This is a genomic window from Micromonospora lutea (assembly GCF_016863535.1).
GTDB classification, from domain to species: domain Bacteria; phylum Actinomycetota; class Actinomycetes; order Mycobacteriales; family Micromonosporaceae; genus Micromonospora; species Micromonospora lutea.
Genome location: NZ_BOPB01000034.1, coordinates 22,863 through 42,314, shown reverse-complemented (window position 1 = coordinate 42,314; position 19,452 = coordinate 22,863). Strand labels below are relative to the sequence as shown.

General features: G+C 69.4%; 18 protein-coding genes. 11 read left to right on the top strand and 7 right to left on the bottom strand.

Annotation, left to right across the window (positions count from 1 at the left end; translation table 11 throughout):
- Positions 1-656 precede the first annotated feature (656 nt).
- The 8 genes from Vlu01_RS25525 to Vlu01_RS25490 all read left to right on the top strand — a co-directional run bounded on the left by Vlu01_RS25525 (position 657) and on the right by Vlu01_RS25490 (position 8,691).
- On the top strand, positions 657-1,169 hold the full coding sequence (locus tag Vlu01_RS25525) for a flavin reductase family protein (protein WP_204004213.1): 513 nt from the start codon (positions 657-659) through the stop codon (positions 1,167-1,169).
- Entirely contained in the window at positions 1,170-2,234 is a 1,065-nt protein-coding gene (locus tag Vlu01_RS25520; RefSeq protein ID WP_239096118.1) for an ABC transporter substrate-binding protein, read from the top strand. It abuts the gene before it with no gap.
- Complete coding sequence (locus Vlu01_RS25515; RefSeq protein ID WP_204004211.1) at positions 2,231-3,067, top strand: ABC transporter permease; 837 nt, start codon at positions 2,231-2,233, stop codon at positions 3,065-3,067. The genes Vlu01_RS25520 and Vlu01_RS25515 overlap by 4 nt, the downstream gene beginning before the upstream one ends.
- The gene (locus tag Vlu01_RS25510; protein WP_204004209.1) at positions 3,043-3,780 is read left to right on the top strand and encodes an ABC transporter ATP-binding protein; all 738 of its coding nucleotides are present in this window, start codon (positions 3,043-3,045) and stop codon (positions 3,778-3,780) included. Before Vlu01_RS25515 ends, Vlu01_RS25510 begins: the two co-directional genes overlap by 25 nt.
- A 3-nt stretch (positions 3,781-3,783) precedes the next feature.
- The gene (locus Vlu01_RS25505) at positions 3,784-5,115 is read left to right on the top strand and encodes an LLM class flavin-dependent oxidoreductase (RefSeq protein ID WP_204004207.1); all 1,332 of its coding nucleotides are present in this window, start codon (positions 3,784-3,786) and stop codon (positions 5,113-5,115) included.
- Positions 5,116-5,131: 16 nt separating this feature from the next.
- Positions 5,132-6,196: an aldo/keto reductase gene (locus Vlu01_RS25500; RefSeq protein ID WP_204004205.1), complete on the top strand. Its 1,065-nt coding sequence runs from the start codon at positions 5,132-5,134 to the stop codon at positions 6,194-6,196.
- A gap of 37 nt (positions 6,197-6,233) precedes the next feature.
- On the top strand, positions 6,234-7,469 hold the full coding sequence (locus Vlu01_RS25495; protein ID WP_204004201.1) for a vanadium-dependent haloperoxidase: 1,236 nt from the start codon (positions 6,234-6,236) through the stop codon (positions 7,467-7,469).
- A 157-nt stretch (positions 7,470-7,626) separates the two neighbouring features.
- Positions 7,627-8,691, top strand: coding sequence for an LLM class flavin-dependent oxidoreductase (locus Vlu01_RS25490; protein ID WP_204004198.1), 1,065 nt, complete (start codon positions 7,627-7,629; stop codon positions 8,689-8,691).
- A gap of 60 nt (positions 8,692-8,751) precedes the next feature.
- Here the strand turns inward: Vlu01_RS25490 and Vlu01_RS25485 are convergent, their stop codons facing one another.
- The 5 genes from Vlu01_RS25485 to Vlu01_RS25465 form a co-directional block, all read right to left on the bottom strand.
- Positions 8,752-11,451 carry a fumarate reductase/succinate dehydrogenase flavoprotein subunit gene (locus tag Vlu01_RS25485; RefSeq protein ID WP_204004195.1) on the bottom strand — a complete coding sequence of 900 codons (2,700 nt, stop codon included), beginning with the start codon at positions 11,449-11,451 and terminating at the stop codon, positions 8,752-8,754.
- Entirely contained in the window at positions 11,433-12,350 is a 918-nt protein-coding gene (locus Vlu01_RS25480) for a PhnD/SsuA/transferrin family substrate-binding protein (RefSeq protein WP_204004193.1), read from the bottom strand. Before Vlu01_RS25480 ends, Vlu01_RS25485 begins: the two co-directional genes overlap by 19 nt.
- 11 nt (positions 12,351-12,361) lie before the next feature.
- Positions 12,362-12,589, bottom strand: coding sequence for a 4Fe-4S dicluster domain-containing protein (locus Vlu01_RS25475; RefSeq protein WP_204004191.1), 228 nt, complete (start codon positions 12,587-12,589; stop codon positions 12,362-12,364).
- Between the two features lie 10 nt (positions 12,590-12,599).
- Entirely contained in the window at positions 12,600-13,373 is a 774-nt protein-coding gene (locus Vlu01_RS25470; RefSeq protein WP_204004189.1) for a GntR family transcriptional regulator, read from the bottom strand.
- A gap of 500 nt (positions 13,374-13,873) precedes the next feature.
- Positions 13,874-14,887 carry a pirin family protein gene (locus Vlu01_RS25465; RefSeq protein ID WP_204004187.1) on the bottom strand — a complete coding sequence of 338 codons (1,014 nt, stop codon included), beginning with the start codon at positions 14,885-14,887 and terminating at the stop codon, positions 13,874-13,876.
- A gap of 152 nt (positions 14,888-15,039) precedes the next feature.
- On the opposite strand from Vlu01_RS25465, the gene Vlu01_RS25460 reads away from it, so the two are divergent.
- The 3 genes from Vlu01_RS25460 to Vlu01_RS25450 all read left to right on the top strand — a co-directional run bounded on the left by Vlu01_RS25460 (position 15,040) and on the right by Vlu01_RS25450 (position 16,165).
- A complete protein-coding gene (locus Vlu01_RS25460; protein WP_204004185.1) occupies positions 15,040-15,558 on the top strand; it encodes a carboxymuconolactone decarboxylase family protein in 519 nt (172 codons plus the stop codon).
- Positions 15,555-15,719 (top strand): GNAT family N-acetyltransferase, encoded by a 165-nt coding sequence (locus tag Vlu01_RS25455; protein WP_204004183.1) that lies wholly within the window; start codon positions 15,555-15,557, stop codon positions 15,717-15,719. The genes Vlu01_RS25460 and Vlu01_RS25455 overlap by 4 nt, the downstream gene beginning before the upstream one ends.
- Positions 15,720-15,829: 110 nt before the next feature.
- Entirely contained in the window at positions 15,830-16,165 is a 336-nt protein-coding gene (locus Vlu01_RS25450; RefSeq protein WP_204004181.1) for a GNAT family N-acetyltransferase, read from the top strand.
- 210 nt (positions 16,166-16,375) lie between these two features.
- On the opposite strand, the gene Vlu01_RS25445 is transcribed toward Vlu01_RS25450, so the two are convergent.
- Both Vlu01_RS25445 and Vlu01_RS25440 read right to left on the bottom strand, forming a co-directional pair.
- Entirely contained in the window at positions 16,376-18,514 is a 2,139-nt protein-coding gene (locus Vlu01_RS25445) for a beta-glucosidase family protein (protein ID WP_204004179.1), read from the bottom strand.
- A gap of 68 nt (positions 18,515-18,582) precedes the next feature.
- The gene (locus Vlu01_RS25440; RefSeq protein ID WP_204004177.1) at positions 18,583-19,428 is read right to left on the bottom strand and encodes an SMP-30/gluconolactonase/LRE family protein; all 846 of its coding nucleotides are present in this window, start codon (positions 19,426-19,428) and stop codon (positions 18,583-18,585) included.
- Positions 19,429-19,452 lie beyond the last annotated feature (24 nt).

Genomic DNA, 19,452 nt, shown 5'->3' with positions numbered 1-19,452 from the left:
TCGGGTTGCAGGACCGGAACACGGAGCCCCTGCGATAGCCGAGGACCGCGCCCGCGCCGCAACGTGAGGCGGTGTGGTGCGGATGCTGGCGGCGATCGCGCGGACAAGCCGGTGGTCAGGCCCTGGACGCGGTATTCGGGGCGGTGCAGACGGTGCTGATCTCCGTCCAGCCGGGCGGATGGAGGCGTTCGCCCGCCATCGCCACCAGCTGTCCGTCGGATCGCTGCGATGGTGCGGCCGGGGCCGGGACGGGCCGTGTTGTCACCACCGGCATACCTCACGGCGGCGGAGTGATCGATGGATGGACGGTGTCCGATCGCCGCACGTGTTGCAAGCGGGCTGCGTGCCAGGGCGCGCTGTCCCAGTGGCTGAAATCCCTATTTATTCCGTAGGTTTTAGGGGTTATCGTGAATGGCATGATCAGCCAGGGAACCCCGCTCGACGGCACCGCGGTCGCGGTGTCGCGGGGATGCTGTCGTGGCTGGACCGCTGCGCGCGGCTGCTGCCGGTGAACGCGCAATCCTGATCCGCTCCCACCCCTGCGCTGCCGGTTCGACGACGTCCGGCTACCTCTGCGCACACCTGTTCCACCCCTGTAACGCGCCGCGCCCACACCTGCCCGGCGCGTGCTCGTCGTACCTCAACAGGAGGACGTCATGGCCGTCATTGTCGAACGGGACGTTCCGGTCGATTCCGAAACCTTCCGTGGTCTGCTGCGGCGACAGGCCGCGTCGGTCACGGTCATCACCGTCGCGGGCGCCCCGCCGGTGGGATTCACCGCCACCTCGTTCACGTCGGTTTCGCTGCGCCCACCGCTGGTGTCTTTCTGCCTGGACCGGTCTTCGTCGAGCTGGCCGACCGTCGCCAAAGCGGAGCATGTGGCGGTGCACCTGCTCGGTCAGCACCAGCAGGATGTCGCGCGGACGTTCGCCACCAGCGGCATCGACCGGTTCGCCGCCCATTCCCAGTGGCAGTACGGCCCGCACAGGGTGCCGCTGCTGCACGAGCCGATCGCCTGGTTGTTGTGCCGGGTACACCAGCGGGTGGTCGCCGGTGACCACGCGATCGTGTTGGCCCAGCCGGTGGCCGGAAGCCACGGCGAGGGCACCCCCCTGCTGTACCACGAGGGGCGGTACGCCGCCCTGAACCCCTCCACGAAGGAGTCGTAGGTGAAGCCGCCAATCATCCTGGACCGTCGGGCGTTGCTGTCCGCCGCCCTCGGCGCGGTCGCACTGGGCGTCACCGCTTGCGCCGCCGATGACACGCCCCAGGCGGCGCTCGCCCTGGGCGCACCGCTGCCCGATTCGGTGCCGAAGGGCACCAAGCTCGTCGTCGGCGACAAGGAACATCAGAAGGCGATCGAGTTCTCCGGCGAGGCGGAGAAGTTCTCGTTCGAGGTGGAGTGGGCCAACATCAGCGGTGGCCCGCAAACCCTGGAGGCGTTCCGGGCCAAGGCCCTCGACATCGGCTCGGTCGCCGACATCCCGCCGATCCACTCCCACTGGACGAACATCCCAACCAAGATCGTCGCTTCGAAGTTTCGGCAGGACCCACTGAACCACCCCATCTACCGCCTCGGCGTCGCACCCGGTGTCACGGTCACCACCCTCGCTGACATCCGTGGCAAGAAGGTCGCCTACAGCCCCGGACAGGCCCAGGGTGCGCTGGTGCTGCGGGTCCTGCACAAGGCCGGACTGGCCAAGGAGGACGTCAAACTGGTGGAGCTGCCGAGCACCGGTGACGTCTACGCCACCGCCCTCGCCAGTCATCAGGTCGACCTCGCCCCGATCGGGGGCGTGCAGGTCAAACGCTACGAGACCAAGTACGGCCGGGACGGCGCCACCACCATCGCCCACGGTCTGCGGGACGATCCAGGTCACCTGTACGTGCCGGCCACCGTCCTCACCGATCCGGGGAAGGCTGCCGCGATCCGCGAGTACGTGCAGGCCTGGGCACGGGCCTGGCGGTGGCGGGAGGCCAACCCGGACGAGTGGATCGAGCGCTACTACGTCAAGGACCAGGGACTCAGCGCCGAGGACGGCAAGTGGCTGGTCGAGAACGCCGGTGTGGCCGACATCCCGCCGAGCTGGACCGGCGCCATCGCCCGACACCAGGAAACCATCGACCTGCTAGCCAGAGAGACCGGGAACAAGAGGCTCGATGCCGCGGACCTGTACGACCGGCGGTACGAGTCGGTGGCCGCCGAGGCGCTCGCCGCGGAGAACCTCAGGTGACGGCCACGGTTCTCGCCCGCCTCCAGGGCACGACGACCCCGTCCGTCCGCAAACCGGGTCGCCGCCTGAAGCCGGGCCGTCCTATCCCGCTCGGAGCCGCGATCGGCCCGTTCCTGCTCCTGTCGGTGTGGGCGGCCGGCTCGGCGGCCGGCTGGATCGACCCCCGTACCCTGTCGGCGCCCTGGACCGTCGTGACGACCGCCGGCGACCTGATCGCCGACGGTCGGCTACAGGACAACCTGGCCATCTCGGCCCAGCGGGCCGGCTTGGGGCTCGTCATCGGCACCGTCATCGGCACCGTGCTCGCGGTGGTCGCCGGCCTCAGCCGGTGGGGTGAGGCGTTGCTCGACGGCCCCATCCAGATCAAGCGGGCCATCCCGTCACTCGCGCTGCTGCCGCTGCTCGTCCTCTGGTTCGGCATCGGCGAGCAGATGAAGGTCATCACCATCACGCTCGGCGTGTTCGTGCCGGTCTACATCCACACCCACAACGGGCTGCGCAGCATCGACAGCCGCTACGTCGAACTGGGCGAGTCGCTGCGGCTGCCGCGGGCGGTCTTCCTCCGCCGGATCGTGCTGCCCGGCGCGCTGCCCGGCTTCCTGCTCGGCATGCGGTTCGCGGTGGTGAACGCGTGGCTCGCTCTGGTGGTCGTCGAACAGATCAACTCGACAAGCGGGATCGGCTACATGATGCAACTGGCCCGTGAGTACGGCCAGACCGATGTGATCATCGTTGGGCTCGTGCTGTACGGCCTTCTCGGGCTGCTGTCCGACGGCGCCGTCCGGCTCGCGCAGAGGAGGGCGTTGTCGTGGCGACGAACCTTGGCGGACTGACGGCCACCGGGACGGTACGGGTCCACCGGCTGGTGCGCGGCTTCGGAAGCCGCGCTGTCCTGGACGGGTTCGACCTGGAGATCGGCTCAGGCGAGTTCGTCGCCCTGCTGGGCCGCAGCGGTTCGGGAAAGAGCACCCTACTGCGTGCACTCGCCGGCCTCGACAGCGATGCCGATGGCTCAGGCATGATCGACGTGCCGGAGAAGTCCTCGGTCGTGTTCCAGGATGCCCGGCTGCTGCCCTGGCAGCGCGTGCTGGACAACGTCGTTCTCGGCCTACGCAGATCCAATGCCCACGAACGCGGCCTGGCGGCCCTCGCCGAGGTCGGCCTCGCCGGGCGGGAGAACGCCTGGCCGAACGAGTTGTCCGGTGGTGAACAACAGCGGGTGGCACTGGCCCGGGCCCTGGTCTCCGAGCCGGAACTGCTGCTGGCCGACGAGCCCTTCGGCGCGCTTGACGCGTTGACCCGGCTGCGCATGCACGATCTGCTGCGCGAACTGTACGCCCGGCACCGGCCCACGGTGCTGCTCGTCACCCACGACGTCGACGAGGCCGTCACGCTGGCCGACCGAGTGCTGCTGCTCGACAGCGGACGGATAGCCGTCGACCTCACCATCGATCTCCCGGCGCAGCGCTCGCACCGGCAGCCGCAGTTCCTCGCGTACCGCGAAACGCTGCTGCGAGCCCTCGGCGTCAACCACTCGGAAGGATGACTCATGCTGCACCTCAACGCCTTCCTGATGGGCGTCGGCCATCACGAGGCGGCCTGGCGGCTGCCGCAGAGCAACCCGTTCGCGCAGACCGAGGTCGAGCACTTCAAGCGTCTCGCCCGGATCGCTGAACGCGGCAAGCTCGACTCGCTCTTTCTTGCCGACAGCCCGGTGCTGTGGAACAGCATCGGCCGGCGGCCGGGCGGCACGCTCGAACCGACCGTGCTGCTCGCCGCGCTCGCCGGCGTGACCAACCACATCGGACTGATCGCCACCGCCTCGACGACGTACAACGAGCCCTTCAACCTCGCCCGTCGGTTCGCGTCGCTGGACCACATCAGCGGCGGCCGCGCCGGCTGGAACATCGTCACCACCGCAGGCGAGCAGGCGGCCCGCAACTTCAACCTCGACGCGTTGCCCGCCCACCGGGACCGGTACGCGCGGGCCGCGGAGTTCGTCGAGGTGTCGCTCAAGCTCTGGGACAGCTGGGACGACACCGCGCCGCTCGGTGACAAGAACGCCGGACGGTGGGGCGACGACGACCTGCTCTACCCACCGGAGCATATCGGGCGACACTTCCGGGTGGCCGGTCCGCTCAACGTTCCCCGCTCGCCGCAGGGCTACCCGCTGCTGGTGCAGGCCGGGTCGTCGGAGGACGGCAAGGAACTGGCCGCCCGCTACGCCGAGGCCGTCTTCACCGCCCAACAGACCCTGGGCGAGGCCCAGGAGTTCTACCGCGACCTGAAGCGGCGTACCGAGCCGGCCGGCCGCGACCCGGACACCCTCAAGATCCTGCCGGGCATCGTCCCGGCGATCGGCGCCACCGAGGCCGAGGCCCGCGCGCTGGAGGACGAACTCGACCGGCTGATCAAACCGGAGTACGCCCGCCAGCAACTCGCCACCACGCTGCGGGTCGACCCGGACGACCTCGACCTGGACAAGGAACTCCCCGCCGACCTGCCCGGCGAGGACCAGATCGAGGGCGCCAAGAGCCGATACACACTGATCGTCACGCTGGCCCGGCGGGAACGGCTGACGGTTCGTCAGCTCATCGGCCGGCTCGGCGGCGGGCGCGGGCACCGCACCTTCGCCGGCACGCCGGAGCAGGTCGCCGACGCCATCGAGCAGTGGTACCGCAGCGGCGCGGCCGACGGCTTCAACATCATGCCACCGGTGCTGCCGTCCGGGCTGGAAGCCTTCGTCGACCACGTCGTGCCGATCCTGCAACGCCGCGGGCTGTTCCGTACCGAGTACACCGGAACGACCCTGCGCGAGCACTACGGGCTGCCCCGCCCGGCCAACCAGTTCACCCGGCAGCTCACGGCCGCGTCGCACTGACCTCGAAAGGACTCTCATGGCCAACTATCGGCCCTTCGGACGTACCGGTGTCCAGATCAGCTCGCTGACGCTCGGCGCGATGAACTTCGGTCAACGGGGCAACCCGGACCACTCCGACGGCATCCGCATCATCCACCGGGCGCTCGACGAAGGCATCAACTCCATCGACACCGCTGACGTCTACTCCCACGGCGAATCCGAGGAGATCGTCGGCAAGGCCCTCGCCGGCGGACGTCGGGACGACGTCTTTCTCGCCACCAAGTTCCACGGCCAGGTCGGCGACAACCCGCACCACCGGGGCAACTCGCGCCGCTGGATCGCCCGCGCCGTGGAGAACAGCCTGCGCAGGCTGAACACCGACTGGATCGACCTGTACCAGGTGCACCGACCGGAGCCCGACACCGACTTCGACGACACCCTTGGCGCGCTCAGCGACCTGGTCCGCCAGGGCAAGGTCCGCTACATCGGCACCTCCACCTTCGAACCGTCGGCCATCGTGGAAGGCCAGTGGATCGCGCAGCGACGCAACCGCGAGCGGGTGGTCAGCGAGCAGCCGCCGTACTCGATCCTGGCGCGCGGGATCGAACGCGAGGTGCTGCCCGTGGCCCAGCGGTACGGGCTGGCGGTGATTCCGTGGAGTCCACTCGCCGGCGGTTGGCTGTCCGGGCGCTACCACGGTGGGCTGGACGCCCCGATCTCCCGTCGCGTCGACCGGTTCCCCGCCCGGTTTGACCCGACCCTGCCGGCGAACGCCGCCAAGCTGGCCGCCGTCGACCAGCTTGCGACCCTCGCCGACGAGGCCGGGCTCTCCCTCATCCACCTGGCCATCGCGTTCGTCCTGGAACATCCCGCGGTCACCTCGGCGATCATCGGACCGCGCACCCTGGCCCACCTGGAGTCGCAGCTCGACGCCGCCAAGGTCACGCTGTCCCGCGACGTGCTGGACCGCATCGACGTCATCGTTCCTCCCGGCACCACGCTGAACCCCGCCGACGCCGGCTACCAGCCGCCGTCGCTGACCGACCCGGGGGTGCGCCGTCGCGGTCCCACGTCGGCGGCCCTCGTTGGAGGAGCCCAGTGACCAGCTTTTCCCCATCTCCCGAAGGAGTGCAGGAGCCATGACATTTCTGACAGGAGGCGCCTGGCGCCGTACGGTGGCCGGTATCGCAGCCGCCGTGCTTCTGGTCGGCCTACCCGCCGCCGCACCGGCTGCCGCCGCCACCAAGAAGGTCGACACCGTTCTGGAGTGGTACGACGTCACTGCGGTCGCCGTCGCAACCGGTACCCGCCCGCAGGTCACGAACAGCCGGGCGTGGGCGATCGGCTGGCTCGCCGCCGCCCGCGCGGTGCGTACGGTGCCCATCGGCACCGCACACCACTACCGGGACGCCGCGCTCGCGTCCGCGATCCACACCGCGCTGAGCAGTCTGATCCCTGAGGCCGCCCCCACCCTCGACGCGGCCCTACAGGCCACGTTGACCCGGATCCCCGACGGACGCGCCGAGGAGCGAGGCATCGCCGCCGGCCAGGCGCAAGCGCGGTCATTGCTCGCCCAGCGGGCCGGTGACGGTCTCGATTCCGCCTCGGTCAACCCGGCATACCCCGCGCCCGAACCGGCACCCGGAATCTGGCAACCCACCCCACCGAGCTTCGGAGCCGCCCAGCAGGCCGGAAACCGCTTCGCCACGCCGTTCCTGCTCGACCGGGTCGACCGCTACCGGCCTGCTCCACCGCCCGCGCTGGACTCGGCGCGTTACCGCACGGATCTTGCCGAGGTCCGCGCGTACGGTGCCGCCGACAGTGTGGTACGTACACCGCAACAGACCGACACGGCCACCTTCTGGCTCGGCTCGTCCCTGACTCTCTACACCGGGATCCTCCGCGCCGCACTCGCGCAGTCCACCCGGCACGTCGCCTGGCGGGCAAGCCTCGTAGCCGTCTTCCACGTGGCGCTCGTCGACACCCAGATCGCGACCTCCGATGCCAAGTACGCCTATCTACGCTGGCGACCTGTCACCGCCATCCGAGCCGGCGCCGACCCGGACTGGACGCCACTGCACACGACGCCCGCGCACCCGGACTACCCGAGCGGACACAACACCTACTCCGGTGCCGCCGAGCAGGTGCTCACCGCCCTGATCGGGCCGCGAGCGCGGGAGCCGTACACGATCGGCAGCCCCAGCCAACCCGGCGCCACCCGGACCTACCGCGACTGGCGGCGTCCCACGTTGGAGAACGTCGACGCCCGCGTCTGGTCGGGGATTCACACCCGGACCGCGGACGAGGCCGGCGTCGAACTCGGCCGTGACGTCGCCGCGCACGCCGTCCGCAACGCATCACTGCTGTTCCGCTAACGCCCGGGCGGGCGGCCAGCACCACGGGGATTGGTCCGGCGCGCTGTCGCAGCCGGACCAATCCCCGAATCGCCGGTCGTCGTCCGCGCGCCCAGGCCGGCGAAGGCCTTCGACACAGGCCCCACAGCGACCGTCGACAGGGCAAGGAGATCCGCTGATGAGCGTCGAGTTCCTCTGGTACATCCCCAACCAGGTAGAGCCGGGGCACCGCGGCGACGACATCGTCGACAACCACAACAGCCTCGACACCCTCACCACCCAGGCGCAGGCGATTGAAGACCACGGGTGGGGCGGCGCACTCATCGGGACCGGCTGGGGACGGCCCGATACCCTCACGGTCGCCACCGCCCTGGCCGCCCGGACCACGACCTTTCAACCACTGATCGCGATCCGCCCCGGCTACTGGCGCCCGGCGAACTTCGCTTCCGCTGCGGCGACGCTCGACCAGCTCAGCGGTGGACGAGTGCTGATCAACATCGTGTCGGGCAAGGACAACCTGGCAGCGTACGGCGACAGCGACGGCGACCAGGCCGACCGTTACGCCCGAACCAAGGAGTTCATCCGGCTCGTGCGCAAGCTGTGGACCCAGGAGAACGTCACCTACCAGGGCCGGCACTTCAGCGTCGCCGACTCCACCGTGTTGCCCCGACCGGTCGTTCGCGGAGACCGCAAGCACCCGCGGATCTACTTCGGTGGTGCCTCGCCCGCCGCCGAGAAGGTCGCCGCCACCGAGGCTGACGTCCAGCTCTTCTGGGGTGAGCCGCTCGACGGAGTCGCCGAGCGGATCGAGCGGCTCACGCAACTCAGTGACAGCCTCGGGCGTGAGCACGCCCCGCTGGAGTTCGGGCTACGGATCACCACGCTGGTGCGGGACACCACCGAGCAAGCATGGGCCGACGCTGAGGCGAAGGTCGCGCAGCTCGCCGGCCGGGTGGGGAACATCCACGGCTCTCCGCGCTGGCAGGCTGCCGTGGGTCAGCAGCGGTTGCTCGCCCTCGCCGCCCGGGGCGAGGTGCTCGACGGCAACCTTTACACCACGCCCGGCAGGTTCGGCGGCGGCGGTGCGGGCAGCACCTGGCTGGTGGGCTCGGCCGAGGACGTGGCGGCGTCGCTGCGCAAGTACCAAGGGCTGGGCATCTCTCACTTCGTGCTCTCCGACACGCCCTACCTGCCGGAGATCAAACGCCAGGGTGACCAGCTTCTGCCGCTGTTGCGCGGATGACGGACCGCACGCCGCTGGTGGTTCCGGCCACCAGCGGCGGCCTGCCCGCGAGTGCGGATCTCAGCCGGCTGCGGCTGGTGCCGGTGCGGCCAGGGCTCGGCGTGCGTATGCGCGGACGTCGGCGTCGGTGTCTGCGTCGGCGGCGGCCCGGAGCAGCGCGGCGACCTCGGGTCGGGCCGTCCAGCTACCGAGGACCCGAACCACGGCCCGCCGGACGTCGAGGTTGCCGTCACGCGCCGCGTCGAGCAGTGGCGGCACGGCAACCGAGGCGGGTGCCCCGGCGAGGCCGAGTGCCGCACCCTCGCGCACCTGCCACGTCGGGTCCGTGAGGCCGGCGACCGCCATGGCGGCCAGCGGTTCGGGGCAGCGCAGCGTGGCCGCCGCGCGGAGCGCCGCCGCCCGTACGAGCACGTCCGGGTCGGCGGCCAGCCGCGACACGGCGGGGATCGCGGCCGAATCGGCGAGGTCGCCAAGGGCGTGTGCGACGGCGATGCGTACCTCCCGGGACGGATCCGTGGCGGCGGATGCGAGGCTCGCGGTGTCGCGGTGGCGGACCAGGCCACGAACAGCCTGAGTGCGTACGCCGGCGGCCTGGTCGGCAAGTGCGGCGGTGAAGTCGGCGCGTTGACCGGCCCCGGTGACCCGCAGGAGTTCCACGACGAGAGCGCGGACGGTGACGTCCGGGCTGGCGGTGTACACGCGGAGCGACTGCCCGATGTCGGCGGGCAGAATGTCGGCGAGTTCCCGCAGACCGGCAACGGCGGCGACGCGTACCGTGGGATCGTCGTCGGCGAGTGCGGCAACCAGTGCCGGCGCGGTGCCCTCGGGTGCGGACTCGGTAAGGGCCAGCAACGCGGTGCGCCGTACGTCGGCGTCCGGGGCGCTCAGGTACGGCTCCAGCACATCAAGGCTCGGCTGCTGCTCGGCGAGGCGGAGCACGGCCAGCACCGCGCCGTCGGCGGCGGGTACGGAGGCCGGCTCGCCGTGGGCGACGATGTGCTGGTCGGAGCGTCCCGGACGGTCGAGCTGAACCGCGATGACCTCCTCGATGCCGGCGGCCGGTGGGGTGAAACCTTCGACTGGCACCAGGTACGGCGCGACCTGCCGCTTGCGGAATCGCATGGTGCCCTGTGCGTCTCGGCTGAGGTTGAGGTGGCAGAACCAGTCGTCGTCGTTGCGCTGTGGCAGGTCGGCCCGGTCGTGGTAGAGACCCCATCTGCTTTCCGTCCGGACGAGCGAGGCCCGGGCTGCCATCTCGGCACAGTCACGGATGAAGGTCACCTCGGCGCAGCGCATCAGCTCGTGTGGCGTCCGCGCACCCAACGCGGCGATCTCGGCGCGCATCCGGTCGAAGGTCTCGACGGCGATGTCGAGCTTGGCCGCGGTCTTCGGCGGGGCCAGGTAGTCGTTGACCATCCGGCGCAACTTGTACTCGACCTGCGGCTGCGGTAGCCCGTCGGGGTTGGCGAGGGGCCGGTACACGAGCGCGTGGGCTTCCGCGACCTGGTCGGCCGGCAAACCGGTCGGCCTGACGAACGAGCCGGCGGCGTGCGTCCCGGCAAGGTCACCGAAGACGAAGGCGCCGATCATGTAGTTGTGTGGCACGCAGGCGAGATCGCCGGCGGCGTAGAGACCGGGGACAGTGGTGGCGCCGTTCTCGTCCACCCACACTCCGGAGGCCGAGTGCCCACCGCAGAGCCCGACCTCGGAGATGTGCATCTCGACGTCGTGGCTGCGGTAATCGTGGCCACGACCGGCGTGGAAGGTGCCCCGAGTGGGACGCTCGGTGGAGTGCAGGATGCCTTCAAGGGCGGAGATGGTCTCCTCGGGCAGGTGGGTGAGTTTCAGGTAGATGGGGCCACGTGCGGAGGCGATCTCGCGGGCGACCTCCGCCATCATCTGTCCGGACCAGTAGTCGCAGTCGACGAACCGGTCGCCCCGGTTGTTGACCTGGTAGCCGCCGAAGGGGTTGGCCACGTACGCGCAGGCGGGGCCGTTGTAGTCCTTGATCAGAGGGTTGATCTGGAAGCATTCGATGCCGGACAGCTCGGCGCCGGCGTGATAGGCCATGGCGTAGCCGTCACCGGCGTTGGTCGGGTTCTCGTAGGTGCCGTAGAGGTAGCCGCTCGCCGGCAGGCCCAGGCGTCCGCATGCTCCGGTGGCCAGGACCACCGCGCCGGCGGTGACGGTGACGAATTCGCCGGTGCGGGTGTGCAGGCCGGCGATCCCGACGGCGCGGCCTTTGTCGGTGAGAACCCGTACCGGCATGACGCGGTTCTCGATGCGCACCCGCTGCCGCATGGAGCGTTCCCGCAGCACCCGGTAGAGAACCTTCTTGATGTCCCGGCCCTCGGGCATGGGCAGTACGTAGCTGCCGGAGCGGTGCACCTGGCGGACCGCGTACTGACCGTGGGCGTCCTTTTCGAACTTCACGCCGTAGCGTTCCAGCCGGCGGATCATGTCGTGGCCGCGACTGGCGGTCTGGTAGATGGTGCGCTGGTTGACGATGCCGTCGTTGGCGCGGGTGATCTCGGCGACGTACTCCTCGGGCGTGGCTTTGCCGGGGATGACCGCGTTGTTCACCCCGTCCATGCCCATGGCGAGCGCGCCGGAGTGACGTACGTGAGCCTTCTCCAGGACCAGGACCTGTGCGCCGGCCTCGGCGGCGGAGATCGCGGCCATCGTGCCGGCGGTGCCACCACCCACGACGAGCACGTCACAGTCCAGTTCGAGGCGGTCGGTCAGGGACGGGACCTGCATGGTTGTGCCTCCAGGGCGGCCAGGATGCGGGTACGGGCGGTGGCCACCTCGGCCGCGTCGCGGGCGGCCAGGTCGCGGGGCGCCGGCACGTCGATCAGCTCCCGGATACCGCCAGGGGTGAGTACGGCGACTCGGTCGCCGAGCAGCAGAGCCTCGTCGACGTCGTGGGTGACGAACACGACGGTGGGGGACGTCGCGCTGAGCACCTCGATCAGCAGTCGTTGCATGGCGGCGCGGGTCTGCGCCCTGCCCTGATGAACCAGCAGACCCGGCCAGGCCACGAACTGGGACAGGGCGGCGACGGAACCGGACTCCAGGGCGGTCGCGCCGACCTGTGGCTGCTGGTTCTCGGTCTTGAAGTCTTTACCGGGATCGAGTCCGGCCTTGCGCGCCGCCTGCACGAGCAGGCCGTGCCCGGCCGAGCCGATGCTGGCGGACACTGTCTGTCCCTTAAGGTCGGCGAGGGTGCGAATGTGCGAGTCCGGTGCCACGACGATGCTGTTGAGCCCGCCGCGCACGTTGTATCCGGTAACCGAGATCAGTTGGGTACGGGTTTCGGCATCCTGCTGTCCGCGCGCGCCATTGATCAGCAGCGGGTAGTCGCCCATCGATCCGATATCGATCTTTCCGGCTATCATCTGTGCCGTGATGGGGGCGCCGGTGTCGTAGTCCTGCCAGGTGACCGTATACGTCCTGCCGGTCCTCGCGCCGAGTTCGGCCAACCGCTTCTCGAAGTAGCCCTGAGCGCGGAGCAGCGTGCCGGCGGTTACGGTGTTGATGGTCTTCGACTGGTAGCCGACCACGACGGTCTCGGTGGTGTCGTCGCCCCAGGCGCCGGCCACGGAACAGCCACCGGCGGTGAGAGCCAGAACGGTGATGCAGGCGGCAGTCTTGCGCATGGCAGGGTCCTTCACCTGAGCAGGTAGGGCATGTTGACGGTCACCGCGGAGGTGGGGCAGCGGGCGGCGCACGGTCCGCAGTACCAGCATTCGTCGACGTGCATGTACGCCTTGTTGGTGGTGGGATCGATGGCAAGAGAGTCCAGTGGGCAGATGTCGACGCACAACGTGCAGCCGTCGATACACCGGCTGGCGTCGATCGTGACCGGAACATCGAGGCGTTGCGGAACCAGCGGCATGGCCTGCTCCTCAGGCGGGATGGGATTGGGCCCGGTGGATCGGGCCGTGCATGGTGATGCGGTCGCCGCGGAACCTGATCCACTCCAGGTCGACCGGACGACCGTCGGCGAGATGGGTGAGGCGTTCGACCATCAGCAGAGCGGCCCGGTCTGCGGTGTCGAGCAGGACGGCGGTGTGCGGGTCGGCGTTCACCGCCTCGAACGAGAGGTCAGCGGTGCCCAGCGGTTGGCCGGTGAGCTGCTCGATGAGGCCGAAGATGTCGCAGTTGGCCAGGTCGGCGGCCAGCAGTGGCTCGCCGACGTCTCGGGGCAGGTAGGTCAGATCCAGCGACAGCGGCGCACCACCCAGCTGCCGGACGCGCTCGATGTAGACGACATGTTCCCCTTGGGGCAGCCGGAGCCGGTGAGCGACCGCGGATGGCGCCCGGATGATGGCGACCGCGCGCACCTCGTTGCTGATCTCGCCATGCTCGTGCAGCGTCTCGGCCAGACCCATGAGCCGGTGCAGCCCGTGCGGGTACTTGCCGGTGACCACGGTCGTGCCGATGCCCGGGACCCGCTCCACAAGCCCTTCGGCGACCAGCAGGGAGAGCGCCTCTCGGACGGTGTTCCGCGAGACGGCGAACTCGCGGCACAGCTGTTCCTCGCGTGGCAGTGCGCCGGTGCCGAACGAGCCGGCAAGCGCCTGGTGACGTAGCACATCGGCGACCTGCCTGGCCTGATCCGCCCGGCGTCGCCGCGCGTCGAGCAGACTGGGGGCTGGCGGTGACTGCGTGGCGCTCATTGCCCCTCCTTGGCCGGGTGGCGACTGGTCCGCACAACCTACTTAGCAGATAGGAATAGGCGGAAGGGCGAACGGGTTCCGCCACCGAGATGGCCCCGAACACGGCGATTGGGCTGCACGAATGCAGCCCCGGGCGGACGTTACGCCACCCCCGCCGTCCGTATGCCGAGACGGAGGCGGTGGCTCTGCCCGGCTGGGGCGCCCCGGGGCATAGCGGGGGCGGCCCGCTGTCCACCGCCGCGCCGAGGCGCGCCACCCGTTCGGCGAGCAGTTCCTGGAACACCCTTTGCGGCTGCCGAAGCGGCGGAAGGGACCCGCCGGGCGGATCCGTAGTCACGGTTGGCGTAGTGGGCGGTACTGCGGTTGTCCCAGAGCGGAATCGGCCCTGGACACCGGTGTTGTATCCAGGCCCGATTCCAACGCCGCCGGTCGTCGGCTGGGCGCCGGTGCGGCCCGGTGAACGTTTCTGGACACCGCCGTCCGGCGATTCTCGGTCGGGTTCAGCCGCGGGGGCGTAGCTGGACGGTGGGCAGGGCCGGGGCCGGCAGGGGAGCGGGTTGGCCGTCGGGGTAGGGACCGAACCGGGGGTAGGGCGCATGGTCGGGATAGCTGCCGCTGGTGGGCGGGTCGGCTGGTTCTGCGCCGATCTCGGCCTGCCAGGCCGCGCGGTAGGCGACGATTTCGTCGTGGGTGCGGCCGATGAAGTTCCACCACATCACGATCTGCTCTCCCAGCGGTACGCCGCCGATGAGCATCGCCCGTACCGGGGCGTCCCCGGCCTGGAGCAGGAGGGAGTCCGGTCCGACGGGCTGGTAGGCCAGGTGGCCCGTCGGCACCGGGGTTCCGTTGAGAACCAGGTTCCCGGTGTCGAGCAGCACGCCGTGCTCGAAGGTCGGATCCAACTCCAGCTCTACCCGGGCTCCGGCCTCCAGCAGGATCTCGGCGGCCAGTAGTGGCGGGGTGTGGGTACGGACCGGGGAGGTGGAACCGGCCATCGACCCGATGGGAACCCGTAGCACGGCTCCGGTCAGCTCCACCGGTTCCGGTGTGTGGTGCTCGAAGGTCGGGGTCATGTGTCGGGTGGTCTCGGGTAGGGCGTACCACAGTTGCACCCCGTGCAGGTTCGTGGTGTCGGGGGTGGAGAACTCCTGGTGGGAGATGCCGCGCCCGGCGATCATCAGGTTGATTTCTCCGGGGCGGACGATCGCCTGGTAGCCGGCGGAGTCGAGGTGGGAGATCTCGCCGGTGAACAGCCAGCTCACCGTCGCCAGGCCGGTGTGGGGGTGGCGGGCCACGGTCATGCCCCCGGATTCGGAGACCAGGTCCGGGCCGTAGTGGTCGGCGAAGCACCAGGAGCCGATCAGGGACCGTGCCCGTTGTGGCAGGGTCCGGCGTACGGTCATCGCCCGCGGTCCGCCCAGGGGCACCATGCGCGGGGTCAGCAGTTGGGTGGTGGTCCGGGCAGGGTCCTCGGCGCAGACCACTTCCTGTGGGTTCACGTCCAGGTTGGTCATCGCGCGCCTGCGGTGCTGACGGTGCAGCCGTATGGGGTGATCATGGAGGCTCCTCGTCGTCGCGGGCCAGCGCCAAGGGTGCGATCCTAGCCGGCAGACAACGTGTTGCCCGTCCCCGTCAAGATCTACGGCGCGGAGCGGGCCGAAGGGAAATGGTGCAGCTGATGGGCCGTGACGATTTCCGGCGGGTGCGGATCGACAAGCAGCATCCGGGTGTCTACCGGGCCCAGCTCGAGGTCGCCAAGGCGGTCAGGTCGGCGGTAGAAGCGGCGGGTCTTGGCCGGACCCTGGTCGAGCTGGTGAACATCCGGGTCTCCCAGATCAACCGGTGTGCGTACTGCCTTCACGTCCATGTCCGTGACGCGCTGCTTGGCGGCGAGACCTCGCAACGGCTCGCGGTGCTGCCGGCCTGGCGAAACACCGACCTGTTCACTGCCAAGGAACGCGCCGCGTTGGCGCTTGCGGAGTCGCTGACCACGCTGCCCGACGATCGGATGCAGGAGCATGACTACGCCGAGGCCGGCGATGTCTTGAGCGCGGAGGAGATTTCCGCGATCAGTTGGGTGACGATCGCGATAAATTCGTTCAACCGGCTGTCCATCATCAGCCGTCACCCGGTCAAGCCCCTCCACCCCGTCACGCCGAACGCTGCCCCGAGGAGCGCGCCATGAGCCTGCAGGTCATCGACGTGCCCGAGCGGCAGCGCTACGAGGTCGTCCGTGACGGGCGGGCACTGGGCCTCGCCGCGTACCAGAAGACCGACCAGCTCGTCGTGTTCACGCACACGGAGATCCATGGCGACGATCCGCGTAACACGTTGTCCGAATCGTAACGCCTGGACCTACGCCAGGACGCGCGCGTGCTGGTCGCCCGGTCGGAGTCTGGGCAAGTGGAAGCTGACGTCCGCTGCACCGACGCCGCCGCTGGGTGAGGATGGACCACATGGAGCCAACAGTGGTGGACAACCCATCGGCCGGGCGGTTCGAGATCGTCGTCGACGGGCAGGTGGCCGGGTTCGCGGAGTACCGGCGCAGGAAAGGAAACGTCTCCTTCACCCACACGGTGATCGAGTCGGACTTCGAGGGCCGAGGCCTGGGCTCGCAGCTGGCCCGGGGTGCACTGGACGCCGTCCGCGAAGAGGGATCTGGGGCCCTGCCGTTCTGCCCGTTCATCCGCGGCTACATCCAACGTCACCCGGAATACCTCGACCTGGTGCCTATCGACCAACGGACCCGGTTCGAACTCGCGCCGGCATCCGCCGAGCCCGACGTCAACTGACGGTTCGACCCGCCGGCCGGCCGCCGCGCGCCTCAGTGGCCGGCCGGGGGCGCCGATCGACAGGCCAGAGGTTCGAACGCGACGACGAGCCGTGGGCCGACGCCGTCCACACCTGGCTCCCGGCGCTGCAGGCCCCGCACCGGCGAGTTGCGTTCGCCTTGCGGCGGGGGCGGCTCAGAGAGGTCCCGGGAGGATGTCCGCCGGCTGGGCCTACCGTACGGTGATCGTCGCCGTGTGTGGTGTGTTGTCGGCCGAGTTTCCGACGTACACGGCGTACGCCCCTGCCTTGATCGCGAAGCGTTGGGTGCCGTAGTCCCACACGCTGAACGGGTGGTTCGTCGCTGCCGGGTCGATGGTGATCTGCACCGGCTTCGACTCGCCGGGCGCTACGAACACCTTCTGAAAACCGACGAGCCGCTTGGGTGGCTGGCCCGGCACCGGAACGCCGAGATAGACCTGCACCACCTCGGCCCCAGCCACCGGGCCGGTGTTGGTCACCGACGCCGTCACGGTCACCGGCGCACGCGCGCCGTCCGGGGCGTGCACCGTCACGTCGGTGATGTCGAAGCTGGTGTAGGACAGACCGTGCCCGAAGCCGAACAGGGGCGTGATGCCCTGCGCCTGGAACCAGCGGTAACCGATCTCCAAGCCCTCGGAATAGCGGATCACCGGGTAGCCGTCGCCCTCGTCGGTACCGGGATACCGCTCCGGGTGACCGGCATACAGGGTGTCCGCCTCCGACCTGGGGTACGACGTGGGCACCTTGCCGGACGGGTTCACGACACCGAAGAGCAGATCGGCGACGACGTGCCCATCTTCGGCGCCCTGGTTCCACACCTCCAGCACCGCCGGGGCCTTGTCGATCCACGGCATCAGCACCGGGTTGCTGTCCTTCAACACCACGACCGTCGTGGGATTGACCCCCAGCAGTTCCTCGATCATCCGGTTCTGCTCGTTGAGCATGTTCGCATCCCGCTGATCCGCGCCCTCGGTCGCCACCAGACCCGCCATGATCACCACCACGTCGGCCGCACTGGCCGAGTTCTTCGCCTCGTCCAGATTCGACAGGTCGTCGGCGACGGTCACTTTGGTCACCGTGGCGGACGAACCGAGTTCGCGAAGCACGTCACGCATGCCGTCCAGAGGACGGACGGTGTACAGGGGGATGACCTTGGAGGAGCCGCCGCCGCCCAGGCACGCCTCGTCGACGAACGTGGACTGGCCGATGATGACGATGGCACCGGCGTCCCGGCGTAGCGGCAACACACCGGAGTCGTTCTTGAGCAGGACGGCGATCTGCGCCCCGATGGTGCGGGCGACTGCGCCGTGCGCCCGGGCGTCGATCTCGCCCGGATCGTACGGGCGCTCGAACTGCCCGAACCGGAACATCTGCGTGTAGCGGCGGACCAGAGCCCGGTCGACGGTTTCGATCTCCAGGCTGGTGTCGTTCAGGGCCGCCTTGACGTTGGTTTCGTTGAGCCACTTGGCGTCCGGCATCTCGTGGTCCATGCCGGCGTTCAGCGACGGTGCGGCGGAGCGGCACGACCAGAAGTCGGACTGGACGTACCCCTCGAAACCCCATTCCGTCCGCAGGATGTCGGTCAACGTGTGGCGGTACTCGGTGGCGTACACGCCGCGTATGCGGTTGTAGGCGCTCATGATCGCGCCGATTCCGGCGTCCTTGACGAGCATCTCGAACGGCAGCAGATAGAGCTCACGCAGCACGTGCTCGTCGACCTCGACGTTGGCCCGGAACCGCTCGTACTCCTGGTCGTTGACCACGTAGTGCTTGCCCATGGCGATCACGTCGTGTGCCTGGATCGCCTTGGTCACCGCCACTCCCATCACCCCGGTGAGGTACGGATCCTCGGAGAAGTACTCGAAGTTGCGGCCAGCGATCGTGGTGCGGTGCAGGCAAACGCCCGGGCCTTCCAGGACGTGCTGGCCCAATGTGGCCGTCTCGGAGCCGATGATGTCGCCGTAGGCGTACGCCAGCTCGGGGTCGAACCCGGCAGCGAGGCCGATGGTCATCGGCAGGGAGGTGGCCGGCGGGCTCGGCGTGCCGTCGCCCATGCCGACTCCCACCGGACCGTTGGTGATTCGGAAGCGCGGGATCCCCAGTTCGTCGATCGCGGTGACGTGCCGCTCCACCCGGATCTGGGCGGCGAGTTGCTCCAGGCCCGTCTCGGAGTCTGTGGCCTGCGCCGCGAGGGCGTAGATGTCGATGGTCTCCATGGCGCCGTGCAGCTGGGCGATCTTCTGCTCCAGCGTCATGGCCCGGACGAGCTTCTCGGCGCGCTCTCGGGGCGGCAAGGAGGTGTTCTGCCACGGATGAGTCAGGTCTGACAAGTCGAATCCCTTCGATGACGTGGGTAGGCGCAGTTCACCATGGCCGGCCGACCCGATCCGGGTCGTCCTCAACCGGCGAAGAGCCGCACCGGAATGCCCTTGACTCCCACCTCGGCGCGGAAGAGGCATCCGGCCAGCGGGTCCTCGCGGGTGTCGATGTTCTCCTGTGAGGTGGTGATGAACAGCTGGTCGAGGTGCTCGCCGCCGAAGGTGCAGGCGGTCACCTTGCGTGCCGGCACCGCGAGCTTCTCCACCAGCACGCCGTCGGGGCTGTAACGGTGGACGGCGCCACCGTTGGACACGGCCGTCCAGACGCCGCCGTCGGCGTCGACGGTGAGCCCGTCGGGACGGCCGCCGTCCGGCAGTTCGACGAAGGTACGCCGGTTGGTCAACCCGGTGGCGGTGTCGTAGTCGAACACGGAGATGGCAAGGGTCGCGGTGTCGTTGTAGTAGGCCCGCGAACCGTCGGGGCTCCACTCCAACCCGTTGGAGACCGTGACGTGCTCCAGCACGACCTCCACGGAGCCGTCCGCGGTGAGCCGGTAGAGCGCGCCCGCGCCGACCGACTGGTCGTAGGCCATGGAACCGCAGTAGAAGCGGCCGTCCGGGTCGCAACCGCCCTCGTTCATCCGTACGCCGGGATCGCTCCACACCTGCGGCAACGACGTCACCGTCCCGTCGGGGTCCTCCAGAGCGAAGCCGCGCGCCACACCGATCACCGCACCGCCGCCGCGCCGGGGCCGGACCGCTGCGGCGACCGAGCCGACGTGGCGGCGTTCGAGCGAGCCATCGCTCATCAGGCACATGACGTCTCCGGCCAGCATGTCCACGAACCGCAGGCCACCCCAGCCCTCGTACCAAACCGGGCCCTCACCGTGGTAAACGACAGGTCCGGTCACCGATTCCACCCGCATCGCACCATTCTGCCTTGACGCACC